The organism is Chloracidobacterium sp. (assembly GCA_016716305.1).
GTDB lineage: Bacteria > Acidobacteriota > Blastocatellia > Pyrinomonadales > Pyrinomonadaceae > OLB17.
On record JADJWP010000002.1, the window covers coordinates 1,507,543 to 1,525,451 of the forward strand.

The 17,909-nt window shown below is 51.3% G+C and carries 13 protein-coding genes; 6 read left to right on the plus strand and 7 right to left on the minus strand.

What is annotated here, in order from left to right:
* Nucleotides 1-87 precede the first annotated feature (87 nt).
* The 7 genes from smc to IPM28_08795 form a co-directional block, all read right to left on the minus strand.
* Nucleotides 88-3,909 (minus strand): chromosome segregation protein SMC, encoded by a 3,822-nt coding sequence (smc, locus tag IPM28_08765; GenBank protein MBK9173087.1) that lies wholly within the window; start codon nt 3,907-3,909, stop codon nt 88-90.
* 152 nt (nt 3,910-4,061) lie between these two features.
* Nucleotides 4,062-4,820, minus strand: a complete 759-nt coding sequence (locus tag IPM28_08770) for a DUF4388 domain-containing protein (protein MBK9173088.1) — start codon at nt 4,818-4,820, stop codon at nt 4,062-4,064.
* A gap of 138 nt (nt 4,821-4,958) precedes the next feature.
* Complete coding sequence (locus IPM28_08775; protein MBK9173089.1) at nt 4,959-8,402, minus strand: TonB-dependent receptor; 3,444 nt, start codon at nt 8,400-8,402, stop codon at nt 4,959-4,961.
* A 100-nt stretch (nt 8,403-8,502) separates the two neighbouring features.
* On the minus strand, nt 8,503-8,904 hold the full coding sequence (locus tag IPM28_08780; GenBank protein MBK9173090.1) for a helix-turn-helix transcriptional regulator: 402 nt from the start codon (nt 8,902-8,904) through the stop codon (nt 8,503-8,505).
* A gap of 88 nt (nt 8,905-8,992) precedes the next feature.
* Nucleotides 8,993-10,162 (minus strand): molecular chaperone DnaJ, encoded by a 1,170-nt coding sequence (dnaJ, locus tag IPM28_08785; protein MBK9173091.1) that lies wholly within the window; start codon nt 10,160-10,162, stop codon nt 8,993-8,995.
* A 91-nt stretch (nt 10,163-10,253) separates the two neighbouring features.
* Nucleotides 10,254-12,194: a molecular chaperone DnaK gene (gene dnaK / locus IPM28_08790; protein MBK9173092.1), complete on the minus strand. Its 1,941-nt coding sequence runs from the start codon at nt 12,192-12,194 to the stop codon at nt 10,254-10,256.
* Nucleotides 12,195-12,388: 194 nt separating this feature from the next.
* Nucleotides 12,389-12,820 (minus strand): C39 family peptidase, encoded by a 432-nt coding sequence (locus IPM28_08795; GenBank protein MBK9173093.1) that lies wholly within the window; start codon nt 12,818-12,820, stop codon nt 12,389-12,391.
* A gap of 195 nt (nt 12,821-13,015) precedes the next feature.
* On the opposite strand from IPM28_08795, the gene IPM28_08800 reads away from it, so the two are divergent.
* From IPM28_08800 to tnpA, 6 genes are all read left to right on the plus strand, one after another.
* Nucleotides 13,016-13,267 carry a hypothetical protein gene (locus tag IPM28_08800; protein MBK9173094.1) on the plus strand — a complete coding sequence of 84 codons (252 nt, stop codon included), beginning with the start codon at nt 13,016-13,018 and terminating at the stop codon, nt 13,265-13,267.
* A gap of 34 nt (nt 13,268-13,301) precedes the next feature.
* Nucleotides 13,302-13,694: a hypothetical protein gene (locus IPM28_08805; GenBank protein MBK9173095.1), complete on the plus strand. Its 393-nt coding sequence runs from the start codon at nt 13,302-13,304 to the stop codon at nt 13,692-13,694.
* 805 nt (nt 13,695-14,499) lie between these two features.
* Nucleotides 14,500-14,973, plus strand: coding sequence for a DUF5131 family protein (locus IPM28_08810; protein ID MBK9173096.1), 474 nt, complete (start codon nt 14,500-14,502; stop codon nt 14,971-14,973).
* A 232-nt stretch (nt 14,974-15,205) separates the two neighbouring features.
* Nucleotides 15,206-15,751: a hypothetical protein gene (locus tag IPM28_08815; GenBank protein ID MBK9173097.1), complete on the plus strand. Its 546-nt coding sequence runs from the start codon at nt 15,206-15,208 to the stop codon at nt 15,749-15,751.
* A gap of 559 nt (nt 15,752-16,310) precedes the next feature.
* On the plus strand, nt 16,311-16,712 hold the full coding sequence (locus IPM28_08820; GenBank protein ID MBK9173098.1) for an HNH endonuclease: 402 nt from the start codon (nt 16,311-16,313) through the stop codon (nt 16,710-16,712).
* Between the two features lie 496 nt (nt 16,713-17,208).
* Nucleotides 17,209-17,643, plus strand: coding sequence for an IS200/IS605 family transposase (gene tnpA, locus IPM28_08825; protein ID MBK9173099.1), 435 nt, complete (start codon nt 17,209-17,211; stop codon nt 17,641-17,643).
* Nucleotides 17,644-17,909: the final 266 nt, after the last annotated feature.

The window sequence follows — 17,909 nt, forward strand, 5'->3', positions numbered from 1 at the left end:
GCTGGCCTCAAAACGGGCCGAACGCGCAATTGTACACCGGCTTCTTCGATGAGTCGAAAGCAAGTTTGGTTCGATTTAGATGTTAAGCTACTCGAATTTCACCGAGACCACCTTCGATACACCGGCTTCCTGCATCGTAACGCCATAAAGCGCCCGGGCGGCCTCCATCGTCCGTTTATTGTGGGTGATCACGATAAACTGGGTCTTTTCGGACATTTCAGCGATCTTTCCAACAAACCTGCCGACGTTTGCGTCATCTAGCGGTGCATCGACCTCGTCGAGCAAACAGAACGGCGATGGTCGATATTTGAAAATGGCGAGCACGAGAGCAATGGCGGTCATTGCTTTCTCGCCGCCCGAGAGCAGGAGGATATTCTGAAGACGCTTGCCTGGCGGCTGAGCCGAAACCTCGATCCCGGCTTCGAGTATGTCGTCAGATTCGAGGAGTGTCATTTCGCCCCGTCCGCCGCCGAAAAGGTCGCTGAAATAGGTCTTGAAATTTTCGTTGATGGCCTCGAACGCATGTTTGAACCGCTCGCGCGACCGCTCTTTGATCTCACGCAGAGCTTCTTCGGCCGAGGCAATACTCTCGACGATGTCGTGCCTTTGAGACGTCAGGAAAAGTAATCGCTCTTCGGCTTCAGCGAGTTCATCTACGGCGAGCATGTTTATGGCCCCAAATCCGTCCAACCGTTGCCGCAGATCGTCTACTTGCCGCCGGGCATCGTCCAGAGCAAAATCCGGCGGCAGCTCTACAGAATTAACCAGCTGATCAAGCTCGATGCTGAGTTCCTGATTACAATTCTCCTGAATATTCTTGAGATGCGTGACCGCCTCGGTCTGACGAACCTCGATCGCAGCCCTTTCGTTCATTGCCTCGGCAGCTTTTCGGTTCAACTCTGCCAGGGTCTCACTCGATTCGTCCGCAATTATGCGCGCCGCATTGACCGCACTGACAGCCGTATCAATTTCGAGCCGCTCCGCCTCAAGATCCGCTTCGACACCGGTGATCCGGCCGGCGATCTCTGTGACCGATTTGCGGAGTTCCCCTAATTTTATATCCGTCTCGGATAGGTCAAGTTCGAGAATGGCGATCCGGGATTCGACCTCTTTTTGTTCGTTCTCGATCCGACGCAATGCTGCTTGGGCCGATCGGCGCCTCTCACCGGAGGTTGCGGCAAGAGTCCTCTTTTCGTTTAGAATCCGGTTTTCGTCTTCAGCATGTTCGCGTGCCGCAGCAAGGCGTCGAGTGGTCTCATCAAGATCGGCCTGTGCTTCGCGACGAGCCGCCTCGGCCTCGATCCGACTCGTCTGCGCGGCGCCGATCTTGGCACGCATATCGGCGATCTCTGCAGTCAATTGAGCGTGCTCTTCTACAACGACCTTTCGATGTCTCTCGGTCCGATCGATCTCTTGACGCACGTTCTTTTCGTGAAGCTCAAGGCTCAGAATATGGCGCTCTACTTTGATGATAAGCGACTGAAGATCAACTGTCCTTTCCTCAAGGTTTGTCAGTGCCGACCGTTCGGCATTAGCAGCCTCCTCAGCCTTTGCGACTTCGTTTTCAAGCCTTTCGGCAGACCGAGCAAGACCGGTAAGTTCGCGTTTGAATGCAAGAAGCGAATCGTTTCTTTCACCGGTCGAGGTTTGGCCGCTTATGAAAAGACTGTTGCCAAAACGTATATCTCCGTTTTCTGCAACAGTCACGCCGCCAGCTGCCGAGGGTGTATCATCGAGCTCATCGACCAGATCGGCCGACATCTCTCGGGGAAACGCGTTTCGCAATACCGCGAGTAACTCTGGCGAAACCCCGAGGACTTTTTCGATGCTCTTCGAGTTGCCGATCCTGACGGATGTGTTTTCAACACGTTTTGCATCGGGTGCGATCAAGATCGAAACGCGTCCGATCGGCTTTTGCCGCAGCCAGTCGGAAACCTTCTTTGCCTCGGCCAAATTCCGGACCAATACCGTTTGCAGATATCCACCAAAAAGGCTTTCAACGGCTCTCTCTGCGGTCTCATCGACGTTCAGAAAATCTGCGAGCACGCCGAGCGGCTGCACACCCATTTTGTCCTTTTCGGAAAATAGCTTCTGTATCTGGGGCGCGTACACTGCTCGTTTTTCTTCAAGTTCCTGGAGCGTCTCAAGCCGATTGCGCGTTCGTGCAAGTTCAGAACTTCTAAGTCTGAAATGCTCATCGGCGCGCCTGAGCAATTCGCGAGCGGCCGCGGAATTCTCAAGAAGTTGTTTCTTCTCAGAATTTAGCGAATCGAGTTTTTCCCGCTCACCGGCCAGCTCTTTCGAAGCTCGTTCAGCTTCCGCGACGAAATCAGCGTGCATCTCGTCCGCGCGTGAGCCCTCGCGTTCCAGACCTTCAAGCCTCTCGAGCAGTCGAGCGACGTTCATTTCAAGCTGCCGACCTATCTCGTCAAATCGTTCGACAGCCGCGTTGTGTATCATCAATTCGTTTCGACGGGACTCTGCCTCCGCCTCGATCGTTCGAACGTCGTCAACTTTTGCCGCGTAGGTCTTTTCAGCCTCTACAAGTATCAGCCGCGAGGCGTCGGCTTCAGAACTTTCTTTCTGCTCCTCGATCTCAAGCCGTTCGCGTTCGTTCGCTGCTAGCCTGAGTCGCTCATTCGAGGCGTCGATCTCACCGCGCAATGCAACAACGCGATTGTTGAGATTTACGATCTGTTCTGACTGATAGCGGTGTTCTCGATCCGCTCTATCGCGTTCAAGTGCGTTCTGGGCATGCCGGCGCCGAACCTCCGAGAGAGCTTCCTCTGCTTCGCGGGCGCTGATCGTTGCCCTTCGAAAGGTCTCTTCTTGATCACTGACCTTGACGATGAAGCCACGCTCGGTCTCGATCGCTTCAGCCAGTTTTTCACCGAGCTCATCGATCAGGCCCGATAGATGCTTGCCTTCGGCTGCGAACAGCTGTCTTAAAAGGACCCGAAAATCCTCTTGCAAAACGACATACCGCCGGGTCTTCGCAGCCTGACGTCTCAATGAATTCGCTTGTTTCTCGATCTCTGATACGATGTCCGAGATCCGGCCAAGATTGGACTTTGCTGACTCGAGCCGGGATTCTGCCGCACGTTGTCGGGTCCGAAACTTTGATATTCCGGCCGCTTCTTCGATGAGATTTCGACGGTCAGCTGGTTTTGCCGATAGTATCTGACCGATTCGGCCTTGTTCAATGATCGCGTAATGAGCGCCTGATAGTCCCGTTCCCGCGAACAGGTCCTGAATATCACGAAGCCGACATGTTTTCCCGTTGAGGAGATATTCACTTTCACCCGATAGATAAAGTCGTCGGGTGACGGAAACCGCTTCTCCAGGTGCGAAATCCAAAGCAAACGAACGAGGCCGCCAATGGCGCTTTGACCTCACGGTTCGCTCTACCACTTGTATCGAACCGACCTGTGCCGCCTGAACCTTCTGGATCTCGATGTCGCCTTCTTCGTGAAGGCCATTCTGCTCGGCCTCGGCAACGTATGCAGCATCCGCGGCCGCCTCCGCCGACGATTCCGTGGTCTCAGCCTCAAGGGCGTCGATGTCGACGGCAAGCTCGTCAATATTGCTTAATGCCTCATCGATGTCCTCGAGTTCACGGTCATCAATATCAAACGCATCGTCGTCACGGACTAGGTGCAAAACAACCTCGGCCATGCCAGACGGCTTTCGGTTTTTTGTACCCTGAAAGACGACGTCCTTCATTTCGCCTCCACGAAGCGACTTGGCACGCTGTTCTCCCAGTACCCACGAGATCGAATCCGAGACATTCGATTTGCCGCAGCCGTTCGGACCAACAACCGCCGTTATTCCGTTTCCCGTAAAGACGATCTCCGTGTAGTCCGCAAAAGATTTAAAACCTGTGATTTCCAGGCGTTGGAGCTTAAACATTCTATAGTGCTAGGTTATTCGAGGTAGCACTATATTTTGGGGTAATCGGCGGTTTTAGTCAACTGAAACTGTCGGATGAGACGTTCCGTGACGATATGTGAATAAGCGGAATTGGATTGAATCCCTGGGGGGCCACACTGTGAGTTGTGCGGCTAAATCAGCTCGCTCCCAACGTCACGAAGCCCCTGCTGTTCAGCTCTTTCGTTATCGAGTTCGGTAAGAACATCGAGCAAAAAGTTTGTATTGCTCGAAACGCTGATTATGACTTGAAACTCGTTTTCGGACGTAGAAAATTCGAATGTCCCGCTGCTGATCTCAATGATCTCCCTGAATGCGCCAACACCATTATGTCCGTTACATTCCGCATCGACTATCTTGCCTTCGTTGAAAGAAACACTGGCCAGGTGCATGTCGGATTTTAATACCAGAAGCCCGGTCATTTTTGCATTTTCTATCACCTGAACCGCATCAAAAATGCTGACGTATCCGAGATTTCCTGCAAACGTCACATCGGTTCTGACTTTTTGCGGTGTTCTGTCACGGTTTGTAGCAAATTCTGGTCGCCGGGCACGACGGATAGCTTCGAGTCCAGGAGCTACTGAGATCCGCGGATCGAGTAGTTTCGCTTCCTGAAGTCGATCGTAAGCCAGGTCAAAGTCTTCACGTGCAATATATAGCGTTACCAATGCAAGGCATTGTTTTGCAGCCTCGGAGAGGTTCTTCTGCTTGATACTGATGTCGCGCATCTTTTCGCGCAGAGATATCGAACGCGGGCTGCGCTCGATCGACTCCCGAAGCAGGGTGAAGGCCTTTTCAGGCGAACTGTACTTCACGAACAGATCGGCGTCCAGCAACACCGATTCGATCGAGATCTCACTTACGGGGATGGCAGACTCTAATACTTGATTCATCGTCGGCACGGAACAAAGATGTTCAACATTTTAAAACTATCACATTCACTGTGAATTCGTCATCAAAAATCTTTCTTCTGAAGAACGAAAAAAGACCGCTTCGAGTGGCGGTCTTTTATTTCGATCGGTGTAATTAATCTAAAAATCGAACCGAATACCAAACCGAATCTGCCTTGGGCGAAAGGTGCGGGTTGGAACCAGGAAATTCTCTCTAGCGGTAGCCGACGCGTTCGGCCCTATAAAATCAACAAACTCAGAGCCAAAACTGAACACAGCCATGTTAAGGATATTGCCGAACTCGACTGTTGGCCGTAAACGGAAACGCTCGCCAAACTTCCATTCACGAGTAACGTTCAGATCAAATATATACTGTTTCGGACCTCGGCCGGCATTCCGCGGAAGATTTCCGCTTCGCGACCCGATGGGCTGCAGCGAAAATTGAGCAAGCAAAGCCTCCGGAACCCCGGAACCCGGCTCACGCCAAACTAGATCTGAAAGGTTGCCATTGAACTGAACCCTATCGGTACTCGAGTCATTCAGATTTCGATCAATGCCATATCCAAGATTGAAAGGCGCTGAACTTCCAAAACGAAAAATCGGAGAGAACCGAACGCTCCCGAGCCACCACGGAGTATCGATGGAGCCCGACAGAGCGAAACGGTGTCGCCTGTCCTGCAGGGCTCGAGCCCATTCGCGGCTGAAATCACCGCTGACCTCGGCGTTCGAAGTATTGTTGAGTCCGTCATCCATCAGTTTCGAAAGAGTATATACTGCACGAAAAGATCCTCCGAAACCGTAACCCATCTTTCGGTAACGGCGGCGAAACTCCAAAACCAGTCCTTGATATGCTGAGTTCCCGATCGACGCGACTCGCTCTTTCTCATCTACGGTTGGGTCGGGACGCAGACTCCGAAGTGCTTCGATCGCAATGCCAATTGGCCCACCGATCGAATTTGATGAAACACCGTCCGATGCGTTGGTGTTCGGAGTCGTCGACGAGGTGTTTACGGTATTCAGATTTATCCAGCAGGTGACATTCACCGTTGTGCCACAGGTACCGGTCTGAGTTGCTGGATTTGTAGAAACTCCGCTGGGATCCGTCGTCGGACCAAGGTAAAAGCGATATGTTCGCTGGGTACCGTTAAAGTTAGTAAAAACGTACTGCGATGCGACAAGGTACGCGGTATAATCCTGGAACCCGGACGGAAGTATCGGAAGATTTGTGTTGTATTCTCGCCAAAGGTGAGCAGTCTTGTTCCATGTATAGTTTGCTTCAAAAACCCATCCGTTGTATATCTCACGCTCAAACCCAACGTTGAACTGATAGCTCTCAGGGATTTTGAGGTCAGGATCGACGGACCGTAGCGGGTTACCGCCGCTGGCGGTATTAGCAATGAAACCTGTATTTGGCCCACACGGAACAGGAGTAGCCACTGGTCCGCAATTTGCCGACGTGACTGCCGCTCGAAGAGCTTCAACAGATGGATAAGCGTTCGGGAAACTGGTCGCGATCTGGGCAAGGACGTTTGCTCTCGAATTATTGGTTGTGGGTATCGTATTGGAGTCAAATGATGCAAGGCTGCCTAATTGGTTCTGTATGAAGTCGCCGACCGTTCGCAAAAGGACCCGATTGTAAAAAATCCCTGCTCCGAATCGAACAACCGTTTTGCCCGCTCCACGCTTCTTTCCAAAAGGATCCCACGCAATACCGACACGAGGCCCAATATTGTTGTTGTCAGAGATCGCAGTCTCGCGTTCATAACGGACCCCGTAACTGAGTGTAAGGTTCGAAGTGAGTCTGAACTCGTCGTTGATGAACAAACCCCAATACGTGTTTGTAACGTCTGTGGCTGTCCCAAAGTTATGCCGATATCTCGATAAAACATTGTTCGAATAGTTCAAAACGCTGCCAAAGTTGTAGGTACCCGTCGCATCGCCCAGCGCTACTGCCTTCGAATTGACGTCCTGAACGTCGATACCCATCTTAAGCGTGTGTGATCCTGCAATATAGGTGAACGAATTTTGAAACTGCAATCTTCGTTCTTCGCGGCTGTCGGCAAAATTCTGCAAGCTGCTTGCTGTAGAATTACCTGCAATAAGTGTCTGTACGCTGTTAGTTACCGGATTTCGATACCCGATCAAGATCACCGGTGCCAATGGGTCGTCCGTTTGATAACTCGGTTTGTAATTGGACCATTGAAACCTGAACTGATTTACGGCTTTAGATCCAAAAACGTGGTTGTCAGTGAAGTTTATTGCGTCTGTATTTATGTTCCTTGCCTGCAAGGCTTCTTCTATACGAGTAGTTGAAGTCCCACTAGTTCTACGGTTTTTGCGCCGGCCAAACTGCCAACCGACGGTAAAATCATTTTTCTTGGTCAATCGGTGATCGAATCGCAGCGTGAGGATATTTCCTGCGTTCGGAGTCGCATACAAATTCGAATAATTAGAAATAAAACCTGCTGTAGCCGGGCAGTTCGCGGGATTCGCATTGTCGCAAAATTGCTCCGTCCCGGTCGGCGAAGGTAACGTAAATCGTGGATTCGGAACCACAGGAATATACGTATCGATCAGAGTCGTATCTTCAAACCGCTGATATTCGTATGCAAATGCGAAAAATGTCTTGTCTTTTCCATTGTAAAACGGCAATTTGACAGGTCCGCTGAACGTAAAACCGGGATTGTAATACGTGAGCGGCAACCGATCGATTCCTCGGCTGTTGTTGTACCAAGTATTCGCATTGAAACTGTCATCGGCGAAGAACATGAATGCCCTGCCGCGATAGCGGTTTGAGCCGGAGCGAGTTCGTAAATTGATACGTCCGCCAGATGCACGTCCATACTCAGCCGAGAATTGATTTCTTATTACCTGCACTTCTGCGATCGCTTCTAAAGACGGCTGAAACCGGTCTCGAGCTGACCTGTCGTCGTTATTATCTAAACCGTCGATCGTAATGTTATTGGAATAAGAGGCCCCGCCCGAAATGGTGAAATTGCCCTGTTCAAAGGGTGTGCTCCGCGGATTCGCGTTTCGGTCCTCGGCGAGATCTGAAGTTGAGAGAGCTTCTTCGGAGGTCCCCCCAAGAGTTAAGACCAGGTCTAGCGGATTTCGATTAACATTCGGAAGTTCTTCGATCTCCCGCTCCTCGATCGTTCCGCCTACAATTGTTCGGGTCACGTCAATAGCTGGTGCGTCATCGTCAGTTACCGTAACTGTTGTCTCCGCTTGCACATCGGCCGGCAACAACGAGAGGTCGAGTCGAAGGTTTTGTCCGGCGATCGTGACCAAATCGATCCGCTCTTTTGCACCGAATCCGGTCGCCGAAGCCCTGATCTTGTATGTTCCCGGGGGCAATTCGACAAACCGGTACTGGCCGTCGCTATTCGTCACTGCTGTCCGTGACAGCCCAGACTGAACTTGACTTGCAATGACAGTCGCGCCAACGATGGCCATCCCGTTCGAATCGGTTATTCGGCCCGCGATCGTAACGTCATCAAGATCTTGGGCACTCGATCGTACGACGGCAAAAAGGGTGCAAAACACCAAAGACGAAAGCAAGAACTTTCCTGCAAAAACTTTCATCACGATACTCCTGAAGAAATTTTTACGGTTTAAAGGGACGGGATATTTTGCAACACAAAACGATCAATTGCAAAATCTACGTGAATCGTTTAAGCCTGACTTACTCGTCGTCGATCGTAACTTCCGCATAATGGGCTCTGCGGACTCGCGAAACGGGTATTAGGGCATCCGAAGGAGCTGTTTGCTGACCGCTTCGCGGGATCTCACTCGCGTGACTGCGGATGTATTCAAAAAAACGCTCGAACTCACGCTGCATCGCATCCATTTTTTCCCGCATATTGAGAATTATCTCAACACCAGCAAGATTGACTCCAAGATCGCGCGTGAGCGATAGAATTATTTCCAGACGCTCGAGGTCCGAGTCCTCATAAAGTCGCGTATTCCCCACCGATCGCGAAGGCTTTAGTAGCCCCTCACGTTCATACATCCTCAGTGTCTGCGGATGTATTTCGAACATTTCCGCGACGGCACTGATCGTATATGTTTTGACGCGCTTTTTCATCGTTAATTAAACGGCGGAAACATCTTAATTCGGGTGCAACAGGCTCATGTCGACATTGCCGAGACCTTTCTTCAAGGCATTTAGTGGATCAGTCTAACCCCATTGCATTTCGGGGGTTCTCCGGATTAAGTTTCTCAAATTGTCTCAAGATGTCCTTTGTCTCTTCGGATATTACCCTCGGGAGCGCGATCTTTACCTCAATGAACTCATCCCCTCGCAACGATGGATTTCGCAAGCTTGGATAGCCACGCTCACGCAGTCGAAACTTTTGCCCAGACTCTGTGCCTGGCGGAATCTTGAGTTGAGCTTTTCCTTCGACTGTTGGAACTTCGATCCTCGCACCTAATGCAGCTTCTGAAACCGATATCGGGACCGAAACGTAGACGTTGTCTCCTTTACGTGTCAGGAACGGATGTTTTCCGACATTTGTAAGGATAAAGAGATCCCCTGGTTCTGCTCCTAGCCTGCCACCATGGCCTTTCTTTGGAATCCGTACACGGGAACCAGTATCGACACCGGCAGGAATCCTGATTTTCACTTGTTCGGATTTCGGGGTTGTTCCTTTGCCGCTGCAAAGCGAACACGGGGTTCGACGTCGACCGGTTCCGCCGCAATCTGCACAATCCTGGGCGAACTGTAAACGCCCTCCTGACCGCATGACCTGTCCCGTTCCTTTACAGGTAGTGCATTGAACGACCGGACCGCCGGTGTCACCCGCTCCGTTACATCGAGAACACTGCTCCGACCGGTTTACCGTGATGTTGGTTGTCAGACCAGTAAATGCCTCCTCGAAACTGAGTGCCAAAGGCATTTCGATATCTCGGCCTTTCTTAGGCATCGCCCGCGGCGGTTCAGGCTGTGGCCGCGCGCCTGCCCCGCCACCTCCACCGCCAAAAAGATCAGAGAAAATATCGCGAAAGCTGGATCCGCTACCGCCGCCCGACGTACTCGAAAAATCGAAGCCCGAAAAATCAAAACCCGGTGCACCAGTACCACTTGCGGCGCCGGACGCAAACGGTGATTCAGCATCCAAATTGTCGTTGTAATAGCCGAATCGGTCGAATACCTTTCGTTTTTTTTCGTCCGAGAGAACATCGTAGGCTTCTTGTACTTCTTTAAATTTCTCTTCGGCGGTTTTGTCGTTAGGGTTGACGTCAGGGTGAAATTTACGCGCCATCTTGCGGTACGATTTCTTTATCTCGTCCGCATTTGCGTCTTTTTTTACCCCAAGGATCTTGTAATAATCTTTTTTGGCCATCGCGAATCAGCGACAATTGTAAAGGGACAAGGGATGATCGGCAAATTTCGTTCCAGTTCGTCCCTCGTCCCTTATCGTTCTTATAAGACGCTTAGTCCTTCTTTTCTTCTTCAACGTCGACGTATTCGGCATCGATGACATTGTCATCCGACGAAGCAGACGCACTGTCGCCGTCGGCTCCCGCGGTTGCCGACGATGCCTGCTCATTTCCACTGTCGGTCGGTGTCGCGCTGCCGGCCTGGCTGTAGAGTACTTCGGCGATCTTGTGCGAAGCGGTCTGGAGCCGTTCGTACGCGTTGTTCATCGCATCCGTATCGGTGCCCGCGAGTGCAGATTTCGATTCCGCGATCGCGGCCTCAACCTCTCCTATCGCCTCGGCATCGAGCTTCTCCTTGTTTTCCGAAAAAGTCTTCTCGACGCTGTAAACCAAACCGTCCAAACGGTTTCGTGCTTCGATCTCGGCCTTTTTCTTTTCGTCTTCGCCGGCGTGCGACTCTGCGTCCTTCATCATCCGATCGATCTCGTCCTTTGAGAGGCCCGAGGTCGCGGTGATCGTGATCTTCTGCTCGCGGCCGGTGCCGACATCCTTCGCCGAGACGTTCACGATGCCGTTGGCGTCGATGTCGAACGTGACCTCCACTTGCGGCACACCGCGAGGTGCCGGCGGGATGCCGACCAGGTGAAACTTGCCGAGCGTCTTGTTGTCAGCGGCCATCGGCCGTTCGCCCTGAAGCACGTGAACCTCGACCGACGTCTGGTTGTCGGATGCGGTCGAAAAGATCTCGCTCTTGCGTGTAGGGATCGTCGTGTTACGCGCGATCATCGGCGTAGTAACGCCTCCGAGCGTCTCGATGCCGAGGCTGAGCGGTGTAACGTCCAAAAGCAGAATGTCGGTCTTCTCACCGCCCAAAACGCCTGCCTGTACGGCCGCACCGAGAGCGACGACCTCATCGGGATTAACCGATTTGTTCGGCTCTTTGCCGAAAAATTCCTTGACCATTTCCTGGACTCTTGGAATGCGGGTCGAACCACCCACGAGAACGATCTCTTCAATGTCCTTCGGGGTCAAACCAGCGTCTTTGATCGCCTGTTCGACGGGCGGCATGAGCCGTTTCAAGATCGGCTCAGCTAACTGCTCGAACTTCGATCGCGTCAGTTTCATCACTAGGTGTTTTGGCCCGGAAGCATCCGCCGTGATGAACGGTAGGTTGATCTCGGTCTCCATCGCAGACGAAAGTTCGACCTTGGCTTTCTCGGCCGATTCTTTCAGCCGCTGAAGCGCCATCTTATCGCTGGTCAGGTCGATGCCCTGATCTTTCTTAAACTCGTCTATGATCCATTTGATGAGCACTTCGTCAACGTCATCGCCGCCAAGGTGAGTGTCTCCGTTCGTCGATTTGACCTCGACGACGCCTTCACCGACCTCAAGCACCGAAATATCGAAAGTTCCACCGCCAAAGTCGAATACGGCGATGACCTCGTCTTTCTTTTTGTCGAGGCCGTAAGCCAGGGCAGCTGCGGTCGGTTCGTTGACAATACGAAGAACCTCGAGGCCGGCGATCTTGCCGGCGTCTTTCGTTGCTTGACGCTGAGCATCGTTAAAATATGCTGGTACCGTAATTACCGCCTTTTCGACCTTCGAACCAAGATAATCTTCGGCCGACTGTTTCAACTTCTGCAGTACCATCGCGGCGATCTCAGGCGGGCTGTACTGCTTGCCGTCGGCATTGATGCGGACGTCGCCGTTCGAGGCTTTTTCGACCTTGTAGGGCACCTGTTTGACCTCGCCCTGGACCTCGTCGAACTTGCGGCCCATGAAACGCTTTATCGAATAAAGCGTGTTTTCGGGGTTCGTCACCGCCTGCCGCTTTGCGACCTGGCCGACGAGACGGTTACCGTCCTTGGTAAACGCGACGACCGACGGCGTCGTGCGGCCGCCTTCGGCGTTTGTGATAACGACCGGTTCGCCGCCTTCCATAACGGCGACGACCGAGTTCGTCGTTCCCAGATCGATTCCTATGATTTTGCTCATTCTCTTATCTCCGCTTTTGTAAAATTGCTCTGCTCAAAATAATAACCTTAATAAAACCACTTGAGCATGGAGCAAATATAATACTTGAGTGTGTCATTGTCAAGTTTATTTTCCAACCTAAATGCAGCCTAAACACAACAAAAAAAGCCCTGCCGGGATCCGGCAAGGCACGGGGTAAACGATCGATAGTTCGGTTATGGGAGATACATCATCGGAATAGGCACATTCTTGTCGATCCTGGCGTTGAACCAGGCCATATCGCGAACGACCGGAGCGCCGAATGCCGGGTCATTCACATAAAGGGTCCCGTCTTCATCGACGCCGCTGACGACAATGATGTGATTAACGCCATTCCATTGTCCGGCTGCCCAGATAGGCCCAACGGAGGCGAGGTTATCGTCAATGAAACGCCAGCTAAAGGTCTGATTGACCTGCGGAAGGGTTTCGAGGCCCATTGCGCGGGCGAGATCGATGAATTCCTCGGCCTGGATGCCCTGATCATCGTCGTATTCCTGCGGAAGCGGATGTATGCAGGCGCTTCGCTTATAGCCGTAGAGCATACGGGCCGAGGCGTGCCAGCAGTTGTTCTGCCGTTCCTGCATAATGTGCATAACATCTAATCTCATGTGAACCTCCTATCGATCCTGAATGAACTGCGAACCTGTCGAACGAAAAGCATCAAAGCGGCTTTCAGGCAAGACGCGATCGCTAAACTGAATTTGCCGAAAATCGGTCGCTGACGAAGCGACCGCCGCGTTTTCGGCCTCGGGAGAATGGCCGGACCGAGGCCGGCAACGCGCGGTCCGATAGCGGGATATCGGATGATATTCGCGGCAGACACGCGGTATCAAGGGGGCGAATGGCGAGATATCCGCTTGCGAGAGGTGCCGAATGGCGGGTTGATAAAACAATGTGCCGTGGCTTCGCCGATGGTCTTTCCGGTCGCGGTCTCGCCCGTTTCGCGTGCGGATCCGGGGTCATCCAAGGTCGCGTTGTCGCCGCTGTCGCCCAATTCGCAAAAAGCACACAAGACCGTCGATAAAACAATTGTTGCAACAATGTGCCGTCTGTGATACATTTCCGCATCGGAGGTGTTTTTTTTCAGAGATGATGAGGAATTGGACGATATTCGAGGGCAAACCGCACGGCGCCGACCGCGACAAGCCGCGCGTGACCATCAATCATAAACGCGTTATCTTGCTGAACGGGCCGGCATTCGAGGCGATCGGGCGGCCAAAGGCGGTCGAGCTTTGCTTTGATCGGAAATACGGCATCATCGGGCTGCGTCCGCTCAAAGATCCGAAAGACACAAAGAACGCATTCCCGCTAAAGCCCAAGCGTCCGGGCAACTATTGGACGATAACCGCCGCTGCTTTCTGCACGCATTTCAATATCCGGATCGAAGGGACGCAGGTCTTTACCGAACCGACGCTCGACCACACCGGCATCCTCGAACTCGACCTCGCAAAAACCCAGAAAACGGTTCGCGGCGGCCGCTGACCGACCGCATCGCGATGAGGCAAAGTAATTGCCGCCGACGCCGGGTCCCTGATACGGACGGGGATAATCGCCCAAGGGTATTCCTTCGCCCGTTATCCCTGTCACAATTGGCGACGGTCGGTGTCTTTTGCGGTATTTCTTGTCAGAAACCGCCCGAAGATGATACATTTGCCGTATTTTCATGACCGCTCCCTGTGTCGGTAGCCCGACCGTGAGGGAGGGCTCATGGTGGCCGAGATGAGCCCTTACTAACGTGCGGGCTACTGACACATTTCCCATGAACACCCTTTACTACGGCGACAATCTGACCATCCTGCGGGAGTACATAAAGGACGAGGCAAGAGTGACCCTACGAAGAAATCAACGAAAAGAACCTTCAGCCCACAAGATCCAATCTGAGCTTCTGAAAAAGCTCAATCCAGTGCGTCGAGAACAAATTCGACACCAACTTCTGGAAAACACATTTTGCTCAATGGGTTGGGAATGGGTTGCAGCATAGCAAAAAAGATCATGCGCGTTTTGTATTGCGATGGACGGACGGAGATTTCCACTACACGTTTTGTTTGAAGCGATGAACGACTGCGAGAATGAATATTGCCGATGTACGTTGATTGCTATCGTCGATGGGTTAGAACGTCCGACGCGAACAGTTGGTGCGCAATGGTTCCAAACGCTATCGGATGCCGACAGGAAACGTATATTGGGCGAGACACGCAATCTCGAATATTCGAATCGAAAAAGCCTAGTTGAATTGTTTGCGTAGTAGCTTTCTAAAGTGCAGGTGAATAGACACCATCGAATATTTATGAATTCGATACACTACAAAACTTGGAACCCATTTGAAACTGGAATCACAAGAGATTCTGAATCGATCTCACACCCCCTTCGTATAAAGCCTGCGAGCAGATTTCTAGTTCAGGCCGTACCGGATCTTTTTCATCATTCAATCGAATTTGAAGTAATCGAACGCATTTTTGCTGTCATGAGCCTTTGTCCAAGTCACAGGTTTCACGTAATAGCCAGCAATCAAGTGAAGAAGGACGAGTTCTTTCAACACCATATGTTTGACTTTGCCAAATCTATTAATGAAAGTATGGAGCACTTCGATGACTACATTCGGGGACGGAATGGCACGGTAAGGCGGAGTTTGAAAAGTGTCGGTTGGGATTATGCCTTTGAAAGATCTGGTGATGATGAACATGACTATAAGTTCTTTTACCACGGTCCCTCAATACCGGCACAAATCACCCTTCAGAGAAATGTAGAGCAATCACTGTGATTAGCGTGAATTCGTCCCGATTTGCGACTTCGGGCGCTTAACCGATCGCGAAACAGCTGATATCGATGTCTATCTCACCCTCGAAATCCCATGACGCCCCACGTTCAGCGCAGTGGTTGGAAAGTCCTCCTATCATTCGCCTTGCTTGATGCTATAATGAGAGCGTCGCTGATTGAGTCGAACTAAGAACTTTGGGGTTTACAGTGCTTATAGACGCGGAGGAGTACGACGAATGAGAAAAGTGATCCTGGTCGCCGCGATGATGTTAATGGCGTCGGCGGTCGTTGGGCAGGAGAACGAGCCTGAGTATATCGGTGAGGTAGGCGTGCTGAAGACTGACGGTACTTTCGCTAAGTTAGACAAGGAAATCGGCGACCTCACTTCCGGCTTTTCGTGGTCCGCAAACTCCGCTCGTGCCTTCTGGCTGGAAGTTGCCGGAGGCAAGGCGAAAAGCAGGTTCCCGCTAGGTTCACCGCTACAACTAGTAGTTCGAGCCGTTGATAATAATTCAGATCCGCTGACGATAATCAGCATTTATAGGCTCAAAGCAAAGAAGAAATCGAGGTCAGTTTTGTTAGGTGAAGACAATTCCGGCACAATCATGAAAAGTCGGACAAACTCAAAGGATCTGATTAGGTTCACCGGAAAGAAATACGGCGTGTCATCCTACCTTTTGACGCTGACGGACCTCGCGGCCGGCGAGTATGGGATCGTTGTGGCAAACCCGAATAGCAGGGATTCTAAAAGGGTGGTCGTATCGTGCTTCGCGATCGGTTAATGAGCACGGCGGGTTCACGAATGCGATGCGGAGATATGAGTCGAATTTGCGAACCCTCCGATATTGAGCAACCGCAAAATGGTTTCCGCCTCGCGATTTCGTCAGTTCAGACAGTATTAGAGTGATAGAATAGCACAACTGGAGGTTCGACTTCATTCGTCCCATACTTCGAGGGTAGACATCAGTCGGAAAGATGGATCCGTGCGGTTGGAGGCGTCTGATAATTCCACTCGTTCGACAATTGCGGCTTTGTGTCGGATGAATCGAGGGGTTTGAAATAGCTCTTTACATAACGAAAGTCAAGAAAATTGAATATGTACAAAAAGATTGAGGTGTGGGATGCCGAAAGGATCGTTTATATGTAAGAACTGCAAACGCGATTATAAAGCGAGCGGCGTGATTTGGAGCTCCGAAAAGTATAAATGCTTAAGGCATGGAGAGATTTGTGTCAGATGTGTTCGAACAAAATTTCTGGGCGGTAAGTTATGCCCGAAATGCGAAAACACGGTCGTTCAATATGAGTACAATTCGAGTTATGGAAAATGGATGAAGGCGTAGTATGGGTCGGTACATATCGAAAGCTGTCAGAGATGAGGTATTTGAAAGAGATCGTGGCCGTTGCCAACTGTGTGGAAGCACATCCAATCTTGAGTTCGATCACATTACGCCGTTCAGCAAAGGTGCTCCAGCTACGGCCGGAAATCTACAGTTGCTTTGCCATCAATGCAACAGAATGAAAAGGGATAAGACGAAGAAGTGTCCTGAATGTTCCTCGTGGATCGCTCACGACGCCGCGTTTTGTCATTCGTGCGGTCGAATGGTTCCGCATCGGATTCGCAATTCTCCCGTCGTTGATTCCGTATCGAGATGGTCGCTTGCGAATTACGTCGGCCTGCTGATACTCATAGGCATCGGTCTCTACCTGCTTGCAAGCTGGTTTGTCCCACAGTTTTTCCGGTGAAACCAAAATGCAGGGGAATCAGGGTCAGAGCGGAAATCCAAGTCAAAATGAGAAGAACGAGGATAGACACAAGATTCGGAGATGATCGAGTACGTCAGTCGACAAGTCGATCTTTTTACTAACGACAACGAATACATCATCGGTAATTGCAACTCAATACGTGCTGCAGAAGTCTGAATCAGGAATATGTAGAAAAATACATTTACGTGGTCGGACCAGCGCGACGAGAAAATGAATTCAAGAATATTCTGGCGCAACCAACATTCAAGCCGATCGAGAAGCAAGTTCAGTTTTGGAACTACGAAAAGGTTGAGAAGCTCTTCAATGCGGAGCGCGAAACACATGACCTCAGAACCCAAATAAACTAGGTCTTTTTTGGATTCGCTCTGCGGCTCCCCGAAGGGCAAATAGCCACGCCGTTGACGGCGTGGTTAGAGTGATAAAAGATTTCATAGGGCGTTTTAACGTCCTTACCTCCTCAAACAAAAAGGCAACTATGTCCGACGCTGTCTATTCCGAGATAAATTTCCACATCACCTGGCACACGAAGAACAGCTTGCCGATGATTTCGCCACGGATCGAAGAACGGCTGTATCACTATCTAACGCATCGAATTCTGGAAACGCCTGAGGTCCGCCTTCACGCGATCGGTGGAATTGAGACACATATTCACGTCGGACTCAGCGCCCCGCCAAATCTGCTGATCTCGGATTACGTGGGAAAATTGAAAGGCTCAAGTTCGCATTACATCAATCACGAGGTACAGCCGAAAGCGCTGCAATGGCAACGCGGATACGGCATCGTGACCTTTGGGACTAAAGATCTGCAGTGGGTTGTAGATTACATAAACAATCAGAAGGAACATCATCGTCGCAGCACGATACAAGAACGACTGGAACGATTTACCGGCGATGATTCCGGTGATGGCTGAAGCCGAGCAGTGTAAGGACGTTAAAACGCCCTCTTTAGTGATCCGCAACATCATCCACGCCGTGAACGGCGTGGCTATTTGCCGCGAAACGCGGTAAAACGGCTATCGTCGCCTCCGGGAGCAAGATGGTTGTTTACGCGAGGTCTGGATTCCATTTCGGAATGGGCAGGTCGAGATAGTTGGGCTACAGCCCGACCCGACTCACAAGCCCGGATCGATGTCGTTGAAATAAGCCGGGGACGGTATTGCCGGCGTGGTAGAATGTC